Annotated in this window: 18 protein-coding genes; 9 read left to right on the forward strand and 9 right to left on the reverse strand. The window is 64.3% G+C overall.

Annotated elements, in window-relative coordinates:
* Nucleotides 1-121 precede the first annotated feature (121 nt).
* The 4 genes from GRI97_RS01265 to GRI97_RS01280 form a co-directional block, all read right to left on the reverse strand.
* Nucleotides 122-787, reverse strand: coding sequence for a M23 family metallopeptidase (locus GRI97_RS01265; protein ID WP_161389337.1), 666 nt, complete (start codon nucleotides 785-787; stop codon nucleotides 122-124).
* A 152-nt stretch (nucleotides 788-939) separates the two neighbouring features.
* A complete protein-coding gene (locus GRI97_RS01270; RefSeq protein ID WP_328598473.1) occupies nucleotides 940-1,719 on the reverse strand; it encodes a ferritin-like domain-containing protein in 780 nt (259 codons plus the stop codon).
* Nucleotides 1,720-1,727: 8 nt separating this feature from the next.
* Nucleotides 1,728-2,207 (reverse strand): peroxiredoxin, encoded by a 480-nt coding sequence (locus GRI97_RS01275; RefSeq protein ID WP_161389338.1) that lies wholly within the window; start codon nucleotides 2,205-2,207, stop codon nucleotides 1,728-1,730.
* Nucleotides 2,204-4,858: a [protein-PII] uridylyltransferase family protein gene (locus tag GRI97_RS01280; RefSeq protein ID WP_161389339.1), complete on the reverse strand. Its 2,655-nt coding sequence runs from the start codon at nucleotides 4,856-4,858 to the stop codon at nucleotides 2,204-2,206. Before GRI97_RS01280 ends, GRI97_RS01275 begins: the two co-directional genes overlap by 4 nt.
* A gap of 128 nt (nucleotides 4,859-4,986) precedes the next feature.
* Between GRI97_RS01280 and GRI97_RS01285 the strand changes: the two genes are divergently transcribed.
* From GRI97_RS01285 to GRI97_RS01300, 5 genes are all read left to right on the forward strand, one after another.
* Entirely contained in the window at nucleotides 4,987-6,699 is a 1,713-nt protein-coding gene (locus tag GRI97_RS01285) for a M28 family peptidase (RefSeq protein WP_235917566.1), read from the forward strand.
* A 2-nt stretch (nucleotides 6,700-6,701) separates the two neighbouring features.
* Nucleotides 6,702-7,685 (forward strand): agmatine deiminase family protein, encoded by a 984-nt coding sequence (locus GRI97_RS01290; RefSeq protein WP_161389341.1) that lies wholly within the window; start codon nucleotides 6,702-6,704, stop codon nucleotides 7,683-7,685.
* Nucleotides 7,686-7,720: 35 nt separating this feature from the next.
* Nucleotides 7,721-7,843 carry a hypothetical protein gene (locus tag GRI97_RS18745; RefSeq protein WP_268891140.1) on the forward strand — a complete coding sequence of 41 codons (123 nt, stop codon included), beginning with the start codon at nucleotides 7,721-7,723 and terminating at the stop codon, nucleotides 7,841-7,843.
* Nucleotides 7,844-7,898: 55 nt separating this feature from the next.
* Nucleotides 7,899-8,579, forward strand: coding sequence for a phytanoyl-CoA dioxygenase family protein (locus GRI97_RS01295; protein WP_161389342.1), 681 nt, complete (start codon nucleotides 7,899-7,901; stop codon nucleotides 8,577-8,579).
* A gap of 197 nt (nucleotides 8,580-8,776) precedes the next feature.
* Nucleotides 8,777-9,586 carry a TorF family putative porin gene (locus GRI97_RS01300; protein WP_161389343.1) on the forward strand — a complete coding sequence of 270 codons (810 nt, stop codon included), beginning with the start codon at nucleotides 8,777-8,779 and terminating at the stop codon, nucleotides 9,584-9,586.
* Between the two features lie 101 nt (nucleotides 9,587-9,687).
* Here the strand turns inward: GRI97_RS01300 and thrS are convergent, their stop codons facing one another.
* The 4 genes from thrS to GRI97_RS01320 all read right to left on the reverse strand — a co-directional run bounded on the left by thrS (nucleotide 9,688) and on the right by GRI97_RS01320 (nucleotide 13,781).
* Entirely contained in the window at nucleotides 9,688-11,688 is a 2,001-nt protein-coding gene (thrS, locus tag GRI97_RS01305; protein ID WP_161389344.1) for a threonine--tRNA ligase, read from the reverse strand.
* 139 nt (nucleotides 11,689-11,827) lie between these two features.
* Nucleotides 11,828-12,388 carry an LptA/OstA family protein gene (locus tag GRI97_RS01310; RefSeq protein WP_161389345.1) on the reverse strand — a complete coding sequence of 187 codons (561 nt, stop codon included), beginning with the start codon at nucleotides 12,386-12,388 and terminating at the stop codon, nucleotides 11,828-11,830.
* 106 nt (nucleotides 12,389-12,494) lie between these two features.
* The gene (lptC, locus tag GRI97_RS01315; RefSeq protein WP_161389346.1) at nucleotides 12,495-13,139 is read right to left on the reverse strand and encodes an LPS export ABC transporter periplasmic protein LptC; all 645 of its coding nucleotides are present in this window, start codon (nucleotides 13,137-13,139) and stop codon (nucleotides 12,495-12,497) included.
* Nucleotides 13,140-13,163: 24 nt separating this feature from the next.
* Nucleotides 13,164-13,781 carry a ribonuclease D gene (locus GRI97_RS01320; protein WP_161389347.1) on the reverse strand — a complete coding sequence of 206 codons (618 nt, stop codon included), beginning with the start codon at nucleotides 13,779-13,781 and terminating at the stop codon, nucleotides 13,164-13,166.
* 81 nt (nucleotides 13,782-13,862) lie between these two features.
* On the opposite strand from GRI97_RS01320, the gene GRI97_RS01325 reads away from it, so the two are divergent.
* From GRI97_RS01325 to GRI97_RS18510, 4 genes are all read left to right on the forward strand, one after another.
* Nucleotides 13,863-14,546 carry a uracil-DNA glycosylase gene (locus GRI97_RS01325; protein WP_161389348.1) on the forward strand — a complete coding sequence of 228 codons (684 nt, stop codon included), beginning with the start codon at nucleotides 13,863-13,865 and terminating at the stop codon, nucleotides 14,544-14,546.
* Between the two features lie 85 nt (nucleotides 14,547-14,631).
* The gene (locus tag GRI97_RS01330; RefSeq protein WP_161389349.1) at nucleotides 14,632-15,105 is read left to right on the forward strand and encodes a MarR family winged helix-turn-helix transcriptional regulator; all 474 of its coding nucleotides are present in this window, start codon (nucleotides 14,632-14,634) and stop codon (nucleotides 15,103-15,105) included.
* 39 nt (nucleotides 15,106-15,144) lie between these two features.
* On the forward strand, nucleotides 15,145-15,468 hold the full coding sequence (locus tag GRI97_RS18505; protein ID WP_235917567.1) for a hypothetical protein: 324 nt from the start codon (nucleotides 15,145-15,147) through the stop codon (nucleotides 15,466-15,468).
* Nucleotides 15,468-15,716, forward strand: coding sequence for a hypothetical protein (locus GRI97_RS18510; protein ID WP_235917568.1), 249 nt, complete (start codon nucleotides 15,468-15,470; stop codon nucleotides 15,714-15,716). Before GRI97_RS18505 ends, GRI97_RS18510 begins: the two co-directional genes overlap by 1 nt.
* Before the next feature lie 97 nt (nucleotides 15,717-15,813).
* Here GRI97_RS18510 and GRI97_RS01340 read toward each other — a convergent pair whose 3' ends face one another.
* On the reverse strand, nucleotides 15,814-17,250 hold the full coding sequence (locus GRI97_RS01340) for a glutamate synthase subunit beta (RefSeq protein WP_161389350.1): 1,437 nt from the start codon (nucleotides 17,248-17,250) through the stop codon (nucleotides 15,814-15,816).
* Between the last annotated feature and the right edge of the window lie 9 nt (nucleotides 17,251-17,259).

The following is a 17,259-nucleotide window of genomic DNA, read 5'->3' on the forward strand; positions in this document are numbered from 1 at the left end:
CGGGTCCGAGCCAGAGGTGATTTCGCCTGCCTGGAAATCCTCTGGCGCCAGAACGAGAAAAGGCGGCTGGGTCGCCCCGGCCGCCTTTTCTCGAGCACGCTCTGGTGCCTTGCCTGTCGGCTTATTCGGGGCCGCCGCGACCGCCTTCGACTTCACCTGCCGCCAGCTGGATATCGCCGGTCATGTAGGGGCGGGGATCGACGGCATCGCCGGATACGCGGACTTCATAATGCAGATGCGGGCCGGTGGAACGGCCGGTCGAACCGACGAAGCCGATCAGCTGGCCCTTGGTGACGCGGTCACCTTCGGCGACGGCATAGCCGGACAGGTGGGCATAGCGGGTCTGCAGATCGCCGCCATGTTCGATCGAGATGAAATTGCCATAGCTGCTGAAGCGCGAGGCACGCGATACCAGACCATCGGCCGTGGCATAGACGGGTGTGCCGGTCGGCGCGGCCAGATCGATACCGGAATGGGCGCGGCGGCCACCCAGAACCGGGTGATTGCGCATGCCATAACTGCTGGACAGGCGATAGCCCTGCATCGGTGACTGCGAGGGGATGGCAACGGCTGCACGCGGTTGGGTCGGGATGATACCGGTGGCGCGGCTTTCTTCGCCGCCCCAGCTGGCGAACAGTTCGCGGAATTCCGTGTCGCCGGAAATGGATGATTCTGCCTTTACCGAACCAGCAATCTGCGTGGTTGCGGCGGTTTCATTGGCCAGTGCGGGCGTTGCCAGCGTGGCGACCAAACCGGCAATTGCCCCGAGTCCGTGCTTGAGAAACATGCGATCCCTTTATTCTCGTACATCGGTTACCCGATGCGGGCCCCGAGCTATCCGCACGGTGCAATCATGCCCCGCTCCGGCCCGTCGAAATGTGATCCGTTTGGAACTCCCGTCCCTCTCGTCGGTTGAGAGGTATCCGGGGTAAAGGTTAATCACGCAACAGGCGTGTAGAAATCGCGCGACAAACCGGCTGCAAGACGCGCTGAGTCGTTGAACGGTGGCCGCAGGGTGCCGTGAAAGTGCCGCGCTACCAGCGTTTTCCAGTGATCCGCCGGGGATTCCTGATGGATTTCGCACCATTTGGTGAAGTGTTTTACGCCCATCCGGACATGGCGGATTTCATCGTCAAGGATTCGCTGCAGCAGTCTGGCGCCCTGTCGATCGCCCTGTGCCTCTACCCGGTCACGGGTTGCCGGCGTCACATCCAGCCCGCGCGCTTCCAGCACCAGCGCCAGCCGCGCCGCGACATCCTCGCTGGTCAGCTGTGCTGCTTCCCACAGGCCGCCATGCGCAGGCAGCGCGCCGTAATGCGTAAGCAGCGCGCGCAATTTCCGCTCGATGAGCGCAAAATGCATCGCCTCGTCAGCGGCCACGGCCAGAAAGTCATCCGTGAATTCCGGCGCCATGTCCGCCCCGAACCGGCCCACCATATCGAGCGCCAGATCGATCGCAACGAACTCGATATGGGCCAGCGAATGCCACAGCGCGATCCGCGTCTGCTCCGATCCGCCGCGCCGTCTTTTCGGCATTCGGCCAGGTGGCAACAGCTCCAGATAGTCGGGCCAGGCTGGCTTGTCCGGCATCGGCGTGTCGCCATGTCCGGCAAGCCGCCCCATCCGCCAGTCGCGCACCAGTTTTCGCGTGGCCATGACCTTGCTGCGCGGATCACCCGTCAACAGGGCGGCACGGATTGCATCAGACAGCGATGGCACGGCGGGGTTCAGGATCGCAGAGCCTGGGCTGCTGCAAGCACGGCGGCGGCGTGGTCCTTCACCTTCACCTTGCGCCAAACGGATGCAATTCGTCCTTCGGCGTCAATCAGATAGGTGGTGCGTTCCATCCCCATATAGGTGCGGCCGTACATGTTCTTTTCCACCCAGATGTCCAGAGCATCGGCCAGGCCGTCGGTCTCCGCATCGGAGGCCAGCGGCACCGTCAGCCCATGTTTGGCCGTGAACTTCACATGCTTGGCCGGGGGATCCTTGCTGATCCCCAGCACAGCCACGCCGGCTGCGGTAAACTGTGGCAGCAACGTGGAAAAATCACTGGCCTCGGTGGTGCAGCCGGGGGTGTCATCCTTGGGGTAGAAGAACAGCACCGCAGGCTTGCCGCGCAGATCTGCTGCGCTGATGCTGCCGCCTTCGGGCGTCTGCAGGGCGATGGCGGGAAAAAGGTCGCCAATATCGGGCCGGGTGCTCACGCGTCGATCTCCAATTGCTGGCCGAACAAATCGGCCCAGGTCGCTGCCACCCCATGGCGCGCCTGCCCCAGGGCTTGCAACAGCGCATCGAAATCCTCCACCCCGCAAGCGCCCGCCAGCGCAGCGCAGGCGGCGTTGGACGGTGGCTTGCAGTCGGGTGCCAGCAATCGGGCGGCGACCAGCAGGCGCGATAGCAGGCTGTGATGCGCCGAGAAGCTTTCGGTCAGCAGCCCTTCGGCCACCAGCTGCTCGATGGCCGCTTCCAGATTGGGGTCGAAGCCGGTCCGATCGCGAAGCTGCAGAAAATGAACGATGAATTCGCAATCGACCAGGCCGCCGCGCAGCAGTTTGGCGTCCAGCGGGCCGGCCGGGCGCTTGTGTTCGGCCATGTCTCCGCGCATTTTCAGAATATCGGCCTTCAGCTGCACCGGGTCACGCGGGCTGGCCAGCACTTCGCGGATCGTCTGGCGCAGGGCCGCCTGCGCCGCATCCGGGCCGAACAGGGGCCGCGCACGGGCCAGGGCCATGTGTTCCCAGGTCCAGGCGTCGTCACGCTGATAGCGGGCAAAGCCGGCCAGATTGACCGCCAGCGGCCCCTGGTTGCCTTGCGGACGGAGCCTGGTGTCAACTTCGTACAGCGCGCCCTCAGCCGTCGCGACGCTCAGCGCGGCGGTCACCCGCTGGGCCAGCCGGTTGAAATAGAGCGAGGCGGTCAGCGGACGCCGCCCATCTGATTCGACGCCGATGTCTCCGGTGAACAGATAGATCAGGTCCAGATCGGACGCATGGGTCAACGCCCCGCCGCCCAACCGGCCCAGGCCCAGCACCACCAGATCGCCGCCCGGTACCTTGCCATGGTTGGTTTCGAATTCGGCGGTCGCCGCCTCTGCGGCAGACGCCAGCGCCGCCTCCGCCACGCGGGAAAGGCCGGCCGCGATATCCAGCGGATCCTGCCGCGAATCGATCAGCTGAACGCCCAGGGCGAAGCGTTCTTCGCCCACTTCGTGCCGGATCTGGCTAAGGCGCTGTTCGTAATCATCGCCCGCCTCCCGGCGCTGCATGCGGGCCTTCAGCGCGGCGACATCAGCGGGCAGATCGAACGCCGTGCTATCAATCAGAGCATCGAGCAGATCGGGACGCCGGGCCATTTCTTCGGCCAGCGGCGGAGCCAGGGTCAGGATCTGCAACACCAGCTGCAGCAGGCCCGGGCGTTGTTCGAACAAGCGGAACAGGTTCACCGCCGTGGGCAGGCGGGTCAGCAGCGATTCCCACCGGGTTGCTGCCCCATCCGGATCGGGCGCGCGCTCCAGCGCATCAAGCAAATCGGGCAGGATCGCGTTGAAGGCGCTGCGGGCCTCGGTGCTGCGCAGGGCGCGCAAATTGTCGCTCCATTGCTGTGCCCGTTCAGCAAAGCGCGACGGTGCCGGGCTGCGCGACGTTGATCCGCCGTCCTGATTGTCGAGCAGGGAATCATAATGATTGCCGACCAAGCGACAGATCCCCCGCACTTCCTCGATCAGTGTGGCACCGTCCGGCAACCCGTCGAGCCGGGCGATGCCATCGATCGCGGCCGGATTGTCGGGCAGCTTGTGGGTCTGCCGATCTTCCACCATCTGAATCCGGTGTTCGACGGTGCGCAGCCGGTCGTAAGCCGTGCCCAGTTCCCGCGCCGCATCGGTGGAAATGATTCCCTCTCCCGCCAGGGCATCCAGAGCCGCGCGGGTGCCGCGCAGCCGCAGCGAGGGCATGCGCCCGCCGTAGATCAGCTGATGCGTCTGGGCAAAGAACTCGATCTCCCGAATTCCGCCGCGCCCGCGCTTCACGCAAAAGCCAGGGCCCGGCTCCAGCGGGCCGGAAAAGGTGTCGCGAATGCGGGTGGTGAGCCGGCGGATTTCCTCGATCGCCATGAAATCGAGACTGCGGCGCCAGATGAAGGGGCGAATGGCCGCCAGAAACGCTTCGCCGGCGGGGATTTCTCCGGAACAGGCCCGTGCCCGGATGAAGGCTGCCCGTTCCCATGCCAGGGCAGAGCTTTCGTAGTGGGTCAGCGCCGCATCGACCGAAATCGCCAGCGGAGACACTTCTGATGCCGGCCGCAGCCGCAGATCGACCCGAAAAACATAGCCGTCCCCGGTCTGCCGGCTCAGCAGTTCGACAATGGTGCGGGCATAACGCTGGGCTGCCTCGCCCGGGTCGTCGCGTTCCCGCCGGGGCAGGGTGCGCGGATCATAGAGCAGAATCGGGTCGATATCGGAACTGTAGTTCAGTTCCTGCGCGCCATGCTTGCCCAGGGCGAGCGCGAGAAAGCCTGTTGGCGCGGCATCCGGCACGCGGCGGCGAATAGCCTCGGTGATGGCGGTGTCCAGCGCCCGGTCGGCAAAGGCCGACAGCTCGTTCACCACCGTGGTCAGCGGAAAATCGCCGGCCAGATCGCCGATTGCCAGCGTCAGCGCCAGGGCCAGCCGCTCGCGGCGCAGCGCCTGATCGACATCGGTTGCGCCCGCGCCCGCCTGCCGCGCCCGTTCCAGTGCCGCCGCGCCATCGCCCTCCGCCAGGCGCCCGGTCAGATCCGGCATTCGGTCCAGCGCCAGCGAAAGGAAGGGGGCATCGGCCCGGGCGCGATCGATGGCGGATTGCCAGTTTCCAGTCATATCGCCTGAGTGCATGGACGCAGCCGCAAGGGCAAGGGCCTGCAGAGCTGTGAAGGGCGCTCGTATTGTTGCTGCGGCAGGCTGAGCTTGCGGCGGGGGCAGGGCTTTGCCAGAGGGAATTCAACGCCATGCCGACGCACTTCCCCCAGCTTAACCGGGCGCTTGCCCTGGCCATGATCCCTGCGCTGGCCGCCTGTGCGCACACTGCTGCCTATCCGGGTGTCGATCAGCAGGCTCTGGCTGCATTGGCCGATATGCCGGCGGGTGAGATATCGGCGCCGACTCTGCGCAATGTCACCGCGACACTGGCTTCGGATGAATTCGAAGGGCGGGCGCCAGGCACGCCGGGTGAAGAGAAGACGCTGGACTATCTGGTGGAACGCTTTGCTGCTGCCGGCCTGCAGCCCGGCAACAAGGGCAGCTGGTTCCAGGACGTGCCGCTGGTCGAGCTGACCGCTGAAGATCTTTCCCCCCTGCAGGTCGCAGGCAAGGGCGTACCGCTGACGATTCCGGCGGGCAGCGGCTGGATCGGGGTTTCCTATCGCGAACAGCCGGCCATCGATCTGGCGAACAGCGAAATTGTCTTCGTCGGCTATGGTATCAATGCCCCGGAAAAGGGCTGGAACGATTATGCCGGGATCGACATGCGCGGCAAGGTGGCGCTCATCCTGGTCAATGATCCCGATTATGAAAGCCCGGAGGCGACCGGCCTGTTCGAAGGGCGGGCGATAACCTATTACGGCCGCTGGACCTACAAATTTGAAGAAGCGGCCCGCCAGGGCGCTGCCGCGGCACTGATCGTGCATGATGATTTTCCCGCATCCTACGGCTGGAACGTGGTGGAAAGCAGCTGGGGCGGGCCGCAATCGCATGCCCGGCGTGCCGATGGCGGGGCGGATCAGCCGCTGATCAGCGGATGGGTCAGCAAGCCGTCGGGCGAAGCGATCATCAGGGCGGCGGGGCAGGATCTGCGCCAATTGTCGCGTGCGGCCAGCCGGCGGGGCTTTCGCGCGCTGCCGCTGGGGCTGACGGCGGAGGCCAGTTTTCGCAACACCGCGCGTCCCTTCGCGTCGAAGAATGTCGTGGGCATCCTGCCAGGCAGCACCCGGCCGGATGAATATGTGCTCTATACGGCGCATTGGGATCATCTCGGCCGATGCCCGGCCAATGACGCCGGCGACGACATCTGCAATGGCGCCATCGACAATGCCACCGGCACGGCGGCGCTGGTGGCATTGGGGGAAGCGCATGTTCGCGCCGGCCCGGCAGAACGCAGCCTGGTGTTCCTGGCAGTGACGGCGGAAGAACAGGGACTGCTGGGATCGGAATTTTATGGTTCGGATCCGATCTTTCCGCTGTCGCAGACCGTGGGCGGGGTGAATATGGACGCTCTCTATCCCACCCCGCCGGCCCGCGATGTCGAGGTGGTCGGCGCGGGCAAAAGCGCGCTCGACAGCTATCTGGATGCGGCCCTGCGCGCGCTGGGCCGCCGCGCCATGCGTGATGCCGCGCCTGAGGCGGGGTTCTATTATCGATCCGATCATTTCAGCCTCGCCAAGCGGGGCGTGCCGATGTTCTATGTGAAGACCGGCAAGGATCTGGTCGACGGGGGCCGGGCAGCGGGCCAGGCCTTTGCGGCGCATTACCGTGACAATATCTATCACGGACCCGATGACGAATTTGATCCTGATTGGAAGTGGGACGGCATGGTATTGGATTTGCAGCTTTATTACCGACTTGGCCGGATGCTGGCGAACAGCGGGGACTGGCCCAACTGGTATGCGCATGATGAATTTCGGCACATCCGCGACGCCAGTTGCAATCAGGGGCAGGGGTGCTGACCATGACACGTTTGATGCCACCCGAATGGGCGCCGCAGGATCTGCTGTGGATCGGCTTTCCGCATGATGGGGACGAATGGCCGGGGTTCCTGTCCCAGGCGCAGGAGCAGATGGCGGCCTTTGCCAATGCCGTCGCCGAAACCGGGCAGGAGGTCCGACTGGTGGTGCGCGACGCTGCCAATGAAATGCGGGCGCGGCAGTTGGTCAGCGGCGCGGTGACGGTCGAACGTCGGGTCTATGGCGATATCTGGCTGCGCGATACCGGCCCGCTGGTGACGCTGGACGCGCAGGGCGGGCGGTTCGGCCAGCTGTTCGGCTTCAACGGCTGGGGCGGCAAATTCCTGATGGACGGTGATCAGGAGATCGGCGCCGATCTGGCTGATTCGGTCGGCCTGGCGCATGCGAAGGCCGATTGGGTGCTGGAAGGCGGGGCGGTGGATGGCGATGGCACCGGTCTGGTGGTGACCACCGAACAATGCCTGCTCAACCGCAATCGCAATCCGCACCTGACCCGTACGGAGATCGAGGGGCGGCTGGCGCGCGATCTGGGGTTCGACCGGGTGCTGTGGCTGGGGGATGGCCTGCTGGGCGATCATACCGACGGGCATGTCGACAATCTCGGTCGCTTCATCGCACCGGGCGAACTGGCGCTGCCACGTGCCAGCGGGCCCGGCGATCCGCACCGCGCCGTGTATGAAGATGCCCGCGCCCGCGCGCTCGATTTCGGCGTGAAGGTGCATGAGATTCCGTCCCCCGGCGCCATGGGTGAAGGGGATGATATCGAACCGGCCAGCTACATGAATTTCGCCATCTGCAACCAGATGGTGGTGGTGCCGATCTATGGTTCGCCGCATGATGCGGATGCCGTGGCGGCGGTGGGCGATCTCTTCCCCGGCCGTGCGGCGGTCGGCCTGCGCGCGGATGCGGTGCTGGCCGGTGGTGGCAGCTTCCATTGTTCCAGCCAGCAGTTGCCAACGGCGGGTTAACGTTTTGTTAGGGGTTTGGGCGCAGGGTCCGGGGTATGATCAAGGCAATTGCCCTTTCCCGGTTGGTTGCGCATCACAGCGCCATGGCCGCTCGCAGTATTGTCGTGGTGGCCTGCGCGTCCGCGCTGATCATCGCCGGGCGCGCCCTCCCTTTCTGACAGTATCGCGGAGTCGGCCCAGCGCCGGCGACCTGACTCTTCGCTACCCGGCGTGATGTCGATCGCGCCTGCTTCGCTGCAATTGGCGGTGGATGGTGCGCAGCATCATGCCGGTGCTGCGGATGGCTGCATCGATGCGATCATCGCAACACTGGCAGATTTCCCCGCTGATCAGGCCGGCATCCGGCTGCAGGGGATTGACCGGCTGCAGCCGCTTCTCGCGCCAGCCGGCCCTGTCGGCGCGGTTGCTGCGCTGACACTGGGCCCGGATTGCAGACCGGTTCGTGCGATCCTGTTCGATAAGACGGCCGCGCGAAATTGGCCGTTGGGCTGGCATCAGGACCGGACGATCTGCGTTGCGGAGCGGCGCGATGCGCCGGGGTTTGGCCCGTGGACGGTCAAGCACGGGCTGCAACATGTGGCACCGCCGTTTAATGTTCTCGCCAGGATGATCACCCTGCGGGTCCATCTGGACGATGTCGATAATGACAATGCCCCGCTCAAGATCGCATGCGGTTCCCACCAGATGGGATTGATATCGGTGCCCGATGTTTCATCGGTGGTGGCGGGTGCGCGCATCGCTCACTGTCTCGCACGGGCTGGCGATATCTGGGCCTATACGACGCCGATCCTCCATGCTTCCGATTCGGCGCGCAATCTGCGCCGGCGGCGGGTGCTGCAGATTGATTATGCGGCAGGCGATTTGCCGCATGGTCTCCACTGGCTGGGGGTCTGACGCCTGTTTCGACAGTGTGACCCGTGGTTTTTGTGCCACAGCAAACCGCGTTTTGCGGTGCAACATAATTGAGATGATGGACAGATATCTCTTCGCCTGCCTAATTTGTCCTCACTTGGCGGATGCTCTCTCCACGTAGAGAGGGTGCTGCTCAGGCGCAGGAAGGAACGTTTGCCCATCAACAAGGGAAATGTTCCATGATCTATCGTATTGCCGCCGCCGCTGCCCTTCTGTGCGTTGCCATGCCCGCTGCCGCTCAGGAAGAAGCCGAATCCGAATTCACCGTATCCGGCAGTGCCACGCTGGTTTCCGACTATCGCTTCCGTGGCGTGTCGCAGTCGGACGAGGAAATGGCCATCCAGGGTGGCGTTTCCGTCTCGCACACCAGCGGCTTCTATGCCGGTACCTGGGCGTCCAGCCTGGCCGGCTGGGGCACCTTTGGTGGTGGTTCCATCGAACTCGATCTCTATGGCGGCTTCGTCTATCCGGTGGCCGAAGGCGTGAACCTGGATGTCGGCGTGACCTGGTACATGTATCCGGGCGGCGCGGACACCACCGACTTCGCCGAACCCTATGTCAAACTGTCGGGCGATGTCGGCCCGGCCAGCGTGCTGGTCGGCGTGGCCTATGCTCCCAAGCAGGAAGCCCTGGGCAACTGGTACAACCATCCCGATAGCGCGATCGGCGACAAGGAAGACAATTTCTACATCTGGGGCGACGTCAGCTCGGGCATTCCGGGCACGCCGCTGACGCTGAAGGGCCACCTCGGCTATTCGGACGGCAACCCCGGCCTGGGCCCGAACGGCACCAGCATTGCGCCGACCGGCAGCTATCTGGACTGGATGCTCGGTGCAGACGTCGCAGTCGGCCCGCTGACGCTGGGCGTTGCCTATGTCGACAGCAACATCGACGATTACGGCTACCTCGGCAGCGGCTTCGCCAGCACCAAGGATGGCAGCAGCATCTCGGGCAGCCAGGTGGTGTTCTCGCTCTCCGCAGGTTTCTGATCGGCCGATCCAGGGGCAGCCGGTTCGCCGGCTGCGCCACGAAAAAGGGGCGCCCTTTGCCGGGGCGCCCCTTTTTGTTTGTCCTGATCGGTCTGTTCGGCTCAGCCGCGCAGATCGGGCGGGGTCGCGCCGGTGCGCAGCAGCGCGATGGCATCGTCGAGCGACAGGAACTGCTGCTGCTGTTCACCCAGCGTGCGCAAGGCCACGGTGCCTTCCTCAGCCTCCCGCTTGCCGACCACCAGCATGTGCGGAACCTTCTGCACCGAATGTTCGCGCACCTTGTAGTTGATCTTCTCGTTGCGCAGATCGGTTTCCACGCGAATGCCGGCTGCCTGCAGCTTGGCGGCCACCACCTTGGCATATTCGTCCGCATCAGAAACGATGGTCGCCACCACCGCCTGCACCGGCGCCAGCCACAGCGGCAGCTTGCCGGCGTAATGTTCGATCAGAATGCCGATGAAGCGTTCATAGGAACCGAAGATCGCGCGGTGCAGCATCACCGGGCGATGGCGGCCGCCATCTTCGGCAATATAGCTGGCATCCAGCCGTTCGGGCAGCACGCGGTCAGACTGGATCGTGCCCACCTGCCAGGTGCGGCCGATCGCATCGGTCAGATGCCATTCCAGCTTCGGAGCGTAGAAGGCGCCTTCGCCCGGCAGCTCTTCCCAGCCGAATTCCTCGCCAGCCATGCCCGCCCGCTCGACGGCATCGCGCAACTCGGATTCGGCCAGATCCCACATTTCTTCCGTGCCGAACCGCTGTTCGGGGCGCAGCGCCAGCTTGATCGAATATCCTTCGAATCCGAGATCGCGATAAACGCGGTCGGCCAGCGCGCAGAACTTGCGCACTTCGTCCACGATCTGGTCTTCCCGGCAGAAGATATGGGCATCGTCCTGCGTGAACTGGCGCACGCGCATCAGCCCATGCAGCGCGCCATGCGGTTCGTTGCGGTGGCAGCAGCCGTTCTCGTAGATGCGCAGCGGCAGATCGCGATAGCTCTTGATGCCCTGCTTGAAGATCAGCACATGCGCCGGGCAGTTCATCGGCTTCAGCGCCATCCATTCGGCGGCGTCGGAAACCAGCGGGCCTTCATCTTCGGTATTGGGCACTTCGTCAGGGATGACGAACATGTTTTCGCGATATTTGCCCCAATGGCCCGACTGTTCCCACTGGCGGGCATCCATCACCTGCGGCGTCTTCACCTCGCGATAGCCGCCACCATCGATGGCGCGGCGCATATAGGCTTCCAGCTCGCGCCAGATGATATAGCCCTTGGGGTGCCAGAACACCGAACCATGCGCTTCGGCCTGCAGGTGGAACAGGTCCATATCCTGCCCCAGCCGGCGGTGATCGCGCTTGGCCGCTTCTTCCAGCCGCACAAGATGCGCATCCAGCTGCTTCTTGTTCAGCCAACCGGTGCCATAGATACGGCTGAGCATCGCATTGCGCTGGTCGCCGCGCCAATAGGCGCCTGACACGCGCGTCAGCTTAAAGGCCTGGGTGTCGAGCTTGCCGGTGGAGGCCAGATGCGGGCCACGGCACAGGTCGAGCCATTCATTGCCCGAATGATACACGGTCAGCGGTTCGCCTTCGGGCAGTTCCGCCGCCCATTCCGCCTTGAAGCTTTCACCATGGTCCTGGAACCACGCAATCAGCTGATCGCGGCTCCATTCCTCCCGCCGCAGCGGCTTGTCCGCGCGGATGATGTCACGCATCTTTTCCTCGATGGCGGGCAGATCGTCATCGGTGAAGGGGCCGCGCGCGCCGGGCGCGAAATCGTAATAGAACCCATCGTCGGTCGCCGGGCCGAAGGTGATCTGGGTATCGGGCCACAGCGCCTGCACCGCCTCTGCCAGCACATGGGCAAAATCGTGCCGCGCCAGTTCCAGTGCATCGGCTTCATCCCGCTGGGTCACCAGCGCCAGTTGCGCATCGCCGTCGAACGGGCGGTTGATATCCCGCAGTTCGCCATCCACCCGCGCGGCAATTGCCGCCTTGGCCAGGCCCGGTCCGATCGCTGCGGCGATATCCGCCGGGGTCGATCCCGCCGGCACTTCGCGCACCGAACCATCGGGGAGGCTGATCTTCAACATTTCGCTCATTGCTGCCGTCTTTCCGTTTGCGGCGCGATGGCACAAAGCCGCTCGCGCCGAAAGTCCTACCGGAAGGGAATGGGTGCTACAGGCTGTCCAAACCGCAGGTCACCCCTTGCCTGCAGCGCTGCTGGATTACCGCAGCGGCCTATTGTTGCGGGACGGAAAAGCTTCCGGTCACGCGGCCACTGCTGGTGGTAGTGGTTCCGCCCGTGGCCGGTGCCGCGCCACGCCCGTCCACGCTGGACCGGCCGGTTTTCAGATCGATGGTTAGCCGTCCGCCATTCAGCGTATCGGTACCACGCCGCAAAGCGACACCGCCCGACAGCACGATCACCCGGCTGTTGAAATCATACACGCCCGCCGAACCTTGCGCGCGTTCATTGCCGCGCGTCACTACGACGCCCCCTGTGGCATCGATCCGCTGAATGGTCAGGGTTCCGGCATCGGCATAGGCAACCGTGGTCCGGGCGGCGGTCAACCGCATGTCGCCCTGGTTGATCACCACATTGCCCGACAGCACCACGCGCTTCTGCCGATCCTGCAATTCGATCTGATCGGCCGCGAAATTGACCGGCTGATCCGAACTGAAGCTGGCGATCTGCTGCGCCTGCACCCGTGTCTCGAACGCAGTCGCCACCAGGGCAGCGGCGCCGAAGCCGGCCAGCAGGGAAATCATGGCAGTGCGGATATGCGGCGTGCGGATCATCGTGCGCCTGATAGATCGTCCGGGCGGGAAGGGAAAGCACGACTTGTCATGCTGACCGTAACCGCATTGACGGCACCAGAAGATGGCTGAACAATGAGGTCGTGCTTCACGGCATTTGCAGCTTGCCGGGGATCATCCGCATGCGGGCATTGCCTTCCAGCGTGACCGTGCGTTCAGCCAGGCTGGCGCGCATCCGGTCTGCCTGGAAAGTCCCGGCCGGGATGGCGCCTTCCACCCGGCCATCGCCCTGCAGCGTCTGATTGGGCAGGCTGACCGAAACATTGCGCGCCTGAACTCGATATCCGTCTGCGGCAGCGAACTGCAGCATGCCGTCTACCGCGACCTCTTCGGTGTCGATTCCATAGCGACCGGCCTTGGCGCTCAGCACGGCCGGGCCATCGGGCAGGTTGAGCCGCGCGGTCAGATTGCTCAGCTGCACGACCGGCACGCTGGCACTGCGCTGGACCGCCTGGCCGGAAGAGAGTGAGAACGGGCGTCCGCCATCATCGAGTCCGCGATACATGGCATTGTCCACGCGCAGCCGATCATCAGCGGTGGCGACCTTGTTGCGATCGAGCAGGAAGCTGATTTCCCCGCGCGGGCTGAGCGGGGCGATAAGCATGGTCGCGGCCACCGCGCCCACCAGCGCGGGAAGGGCAACAGACAGCAGGCGCACCATTCTGTCCAGCGGTCCGCCGGGGGTGGCGAAGGCCTGCCGTTTGGTCCTGATTCTGTCCGCGCGCTCGGTCATGCGTTTCGTTTTATCCGCAGCCGATTACTCGTGGCTGAAGATATCCTTGTCCGCCCACCCTGCCAGATCCAGCTTCGCCCGTGTGGGGAGGAAGTCGAAGCATGCCTGAGCAATGGCGGTGCGGCCTTCGCGTTCCAGCCTGACGGTCAGAATCTCCACCAGACGGTGCAGGAAGCGCACGTCAGACGCGGCATAGTCGCGCTGCGCGTCGTTGATGACCGGCGCGCCCCAGTCGCTCGACTGCTGTTGCTTGCTGATATCTTCGTGCAGCAATTCGTTGATCAGGTTCTTCAGGCCATGCCGATCCGTATAGGTCCGGGTCATCTTGCTGGCGATCTTGGTGCAGAACACCGGCGCCGCCGTGACGCCCAGATAATGTTGGATCGCGGCCAGATCGAAGCGAGCGAAATGATAATATTTCACCCTTTCCGGATCGGCCAGCACCGCCTTCAGGTTCGGCGCGTCGTAATCGCTGCCCACCTTGAAGCGCACCAGATGTTCATCGCCCCGGCCATCGCTGATCTGCACCACGCACAGCCGGTCACGTGCAGTGACCAGGCCCATGGTTTCGGTGTCGACGGCGACGGGACCTGGCGCGAGCACATCCTCGGGCAGGTCTTCTTCGTGAAAATATACGGTCATCGGGCGGCAGCCTTAGGCCGATTGCCGGCTGAGGGAAAGGGGCCGCTGGCGGCAAAAGCGCGGCTGCGCTAACCCTGCAGCATGAGCGATGCGATACCCGAAAGCTGGCGCCCGGCGCTGGAACCTGCCCTGGCCTTGCCGGAATCACGCCAGTTGGGCGCCTGGCTGAAACAGCAGGAGGCAGCCGGGAAGCAGATATTTCCCCCGCGTGGGCAGCGACTGAAGGCACTGGAACTGACACCGCTGGACAGCGTGCGCGTCGTGATCCTGGGGCAAGACCCCTATCACGGGCCCGGTCAGGCACATGGCCTGTCCTTTTCTGTGCCCGACGGCGTGCGGCAGCCGCCATCGCTGGCCAACATATTCAAGGAATTGCAGGCAGATTGCGGCATCGAGCGGCCGATCTCCGGCAATCTGGAAGGCTGGGCCCGCCAGGGCGTGCTGCTGCTCAACAACGCGCTGACGGTGGAATCGGGCCAGGCGGGCAGCCATGCCGGGCGCGGTTGGGAAGCGATTACGGATGCGGCCGTGGCGGCCGTGGCGGCGCGCAGCGCGCCCACGGTGTTCATCCTGTGGGGACGACATGCGCGGACCAAGGCGGAACGGGTAAAGGGGCTGACATCCGGCCCCCATCTGATGCTTACCAGCGCCCATCCCAGCCCATTGTCGGCTCATAATGGCTTCTTCGGGTCACGCCCATTCAGCCAGGCCAATGAATTTCTTGAAAAAAATGGGCGCGGAACGATCGCGTGGCAGCGTCTGTGAGCGTTCGCCGCCGCCACAGTGTGGCGGATTCGGACAGTGTTATCGCAGCGATTGCAAAAAGTTCCCATGAATGCGAAATGCGCGCATGGAATCTGACGCTTCAAAACCGCAGACAACGATCGAATGGGGCCTGCTGGGTCAATCGATCGGCCCGCGCATCCGGTTGCTGCGCAACGCGCTGACCGCAAGGTCCATTTCTGCATCGGCGCCCTATGGCCTGCCGACCGGATCGCTGACGGTGCTGGCACTGATCGCGGCCAACACAGGCAGTTCGCAAACCGCGTTGGCCCGCAGCGCCGGGCTGAACAAGTCAGCGCTTGTCGGGATCGTGGACGAACTGGAAGCGCGCGGCCTGGCTGCCCGTGACCGGTCTGAACGGGATCGCCGCCGCAACAGCCTGTCGGTGACGCCGGAAGGCGAAGAGGTGATGCGCACGCTGTTTACGGCCGTGACCACCAATGAGGCGCCCATCCGGGATGCGTTGGGCCAGCAGGATATGACCCTGCTGCTCAGCCTGCTCGACCGGGCGATCGAGGCTGTGCAGGAGGCTGACGGCTGAGGACTTCCGGGTCGGCCCGGCCCGGGTTAAGGGCCGGAGATGTCTACCTCCAAGGATGTAATCCGGCTGGGCAAGCTGATCGCTGCCCGCCATGGCTGGCCCGCGGCCAAGGCGTTCAAGGCCTATCGCATGACCGATGCCGATCGGGCTGCGATCACCACCAGCGCGCTGGATCTACTGGCGCTTTTCCCTTCCACCATCAACGCCGATTCCGGCGCCATGCTGAGCGCGGCCTTTGCCGTGCAGTTGGAACGCGCGCTGTCTGCCCCCGAGGGGGTACCGGTGCAGGTGGTTTCGGGCGGGCTCAGCATTGCCGGGCAGATGTGTTCGGCAGCGGCGACTCGCCGGATCATGTCTGGGTGATGGTCGGCCCCCACGTGGCGGATATCGCCCTGTTCCGCCTGGCCTATGCCCGCTCCGCCCCGGCGGCGCTGTTTCATCACATCGATCGCATGTTTGGCCCGAACAAGGCGCTCTATGTCGATCACTGGTCGCGCACGCGCCAGATCGGCCTGATCTATGAACCCCGCGATGTTCTGGCAGAGGCGGATGTTACCGCCCTGATGGGCGACGCCTATCGGGCCATCCAGGCTGCGCGCGGCGGGGAATGATCGCGATCACAAGCCTGCGGTAAAACCGGGCAGAACAAGAAAAAGCGCCCCGAACCAGCCGGTCCGGGGCGCTTTTCGGTCTCGATACCTGTCGCGATCAGCGCGGCAGTTCCGTTACGCCCATCAGGGCTTCATCCACGGCGCGTGCAGCCTGCCGACCTTCGCGGATCGCCCACACCACCAGGCTCTGGCCACGGCGCATGTCGCCGCAGGCGAAGATCATGTCTTCGCTGGTGCGATATTCGAACGTGTTGGCATCGACATTGCCGCGATCGGTCAGCTTTACGCCGGCCTGGCTCAGCAGGCCGTTCTTCTTTGGCCCCAGGAAACCCATGGCCAGGAAGATCAGATCCGCCTTCAGCGTGAACTCGCTGCCGGGAACTTCTTCCAGTTTGCCGTTGCTCCAGTCGGCGCGAACGCACTTCAAACCGGTCACTGTGCCGTTTTCGCCCACCACTTCCTTTGTCAGCACGGCCCAGTCGCGGTCCACGCCTTCTTCGTGGCTGCTGGATGTGCGCAGCTTCAGCGGCCAGTTCGGCCAGGTCATCAGCTTGTTTTCGCGTTCCGGCGGCTGCGGCATGATCTCGATCTGGGTCACGCTGCGCGCACCCTGACGGTTGGAGGTGCCGACGCAGTCGGAACCGGTGTCGCCGCCGCCGATCACGATCACATCCTTGCCTGTGGCCGACAGTGTGCCACGCGGTGCGGCGCGGTTTTCATCGTCACCGGCCACGCGCTTGTTCTGCTGGGTCAGGAATTCCATCGCCTGGCGCACGCCGGGCATTTCCGCGCCGGGGATCTGCAGCGGGCGGGCGTCTTCGGCGCCGCCTGCCAGCACGATCGCGTCGAAGTTTTCCTTCAGCGACTTGATCGAAACATCAACGCCAACTTCGGTGCTGGTTTTGAAGGTCACGCCTTCGGCTTCCATCTGCACCGCACGGCGGTTGATCAGATGCTTTTCCATCTTGAAGTCGGGGATGCCGTAACGCAGCAGGCCACCAACCCGGTCGGCCTTCTCGAACACCGTCACCGAATGGCCGGCGCGGGCCAGCTGCTGGGCGCAGGCCATGCCGGCCGGACCCGATCCGACCACGGCCACGCTCTTGCCCGTACGCACGGCCGGAACCTGGGGTTCGATCCAGCCTTCTTTCCATCCGCGATCCACGATCGCGCATTCGATGCTCTTGATCGTGACGGGTTCGTCGATCAGGTTCAGCGTGCAGCTCGCCTCGCACGGGGCAGGGCAGATACGGCCGGTGAATTCCGGGAAATTGTTCGTCGAATGCAGCGTTTCCAGCGCATTGCGCCAGTCGCTCTCATAGACGAGGTGGTTCCAGTCCGGGATCATGTTGTTCACCGGACAGCCATTGTGGCAATAGGGAATGCCGCAGTTCATGCAGCGCGACGCCTGGGTCTTCAGGCTGGTCTCGCTGTGGGGAACCACGAACTCGCGATAGTGCTTCAGGCGTTCCACAGGCGCATCATAGGTGCGATCCTGCCGGTCAACCTCGAGGAATCCGGTTTCCTTACCCATCTTCTCTAT

Origin of the sequence: Croceibacterium xixiisoli (assembly GCF_009827305.1) — a bacterium.
GTDB classification, from domain to species: domain Bacteria; phylum Pseudomonadota; class Alphaproteobacteria; order Sphingomonadales; family Sphingomonadaceae; genus Croceibacterium_C; species Croceibacterium_C xixiisoli.

Coding starts and splice junctions, on each gene's coding strand:
- GRI97_RS01265 (WP_161389337.1), bottom strand. CDS start 787: ATGTTTCTCAAGCACGGACTCGGGGCAATTGCCGGTTTGGTCGCCACG.
- GRI97_RS01280 (WP_161389339.1), bottom strand. CDS start 4,858: ATGACTGGAAACTGGCAATCCGCCATCGATCGCGCCCGGGCCGATGCC.
- GRI97_RS01310 (WP_161389345.1), bottom strand. CDS start 12,388: ATGATCCGCACGCCGCATATCCGCACTGCCATGATTTCCCTGCTGGCC.
- lptC (WP_161389346.1), bottom strand. CDS start 13,139: ATGACCGAGCGCGCGGACAGAATCAGGACCAAACGGCAGGCCTTCGCC.
- GRI97_RS01320 (WP_161389347.1), bottom strand. CDS start 13,781: ATGACCGTATATTTTCACGAAGAAGACCTGCCCGAGGATGTGCTCGCG.
- GRI97_RS18745 (WP_268891140.1), top strand. CDS start 7,721: ATGATCAAGGCAATTGCCCTTTCCCGGTTGGTTGCGCATCACAGCGCC.
- GRI97_RS01295 (WP_161389342.1), top strand. CDS start 7,899: ATGTCGATCGCGCCTGCTTCGCTGCAATTGGCGGTGGATGGTGCGCAG.
- GRI97_RS01290 (WP_161389341.1), top strand. CDS start 6,702: ATGACACGTTTGATGCCACCCGAATGGGCGCCGCAGGATCTGCTGTGG.
- thrS (WP_161389344.1), bottom strand. CDS start 11,688: ATGAGCGAAATGTTGAAGATCAGCCTCCCCGATGGTTCGGTGCGCGAA.
- GRI97_RS01325 (WP_161389348.1), top strand. CDS start 13,863: ATGAGCGATGCGATACCCGAAAGCTGGCGCCCGGCGCTGGAACCTGCC.
- GRI97_RS01300 (WP_161389343.1), top strand. CDS start 8,777: ATGATCTATCGTATTGCCGCCGCCGCTGCCCTTCTGTGCGTTGCCATG.
- GRI97_RS01340 (WP_161389350.1), bottom strand. CDS start 17,250: ATGGGTAAGGAAACCGGATTCCTCGAGGTTGACCGGCAGGATCGCACC.
- GRI97_RS18505 (WP_235917567.1), top strand. CDS start 15,145: ATGTCTACCTCCAAGGATGTAATCCGGCTGGGCAAGCTGATCGCTGCC.
- GRI97_RS18510 (WP_235917568.1), top strand. CDS start 15,468: ATGGTCGGCCCCCACGTGGCGGATATCGCCCTGTTCCGCCTGGCCTAT.
- GRI97_RS01285 (WP_235917566.1), top strand. CDS start 4,987: ATGCCGACGCACTTCCCCCAGCTTAACCGGGCGCTTGCCCTGGCCATG.
- GRI97_RS01330 (WP_161389349.1), top strand. CDS start 14,632: ATGGAATCTGACGCTTCAAAACCGCAGACAACGATCGAATGGGGCCTG.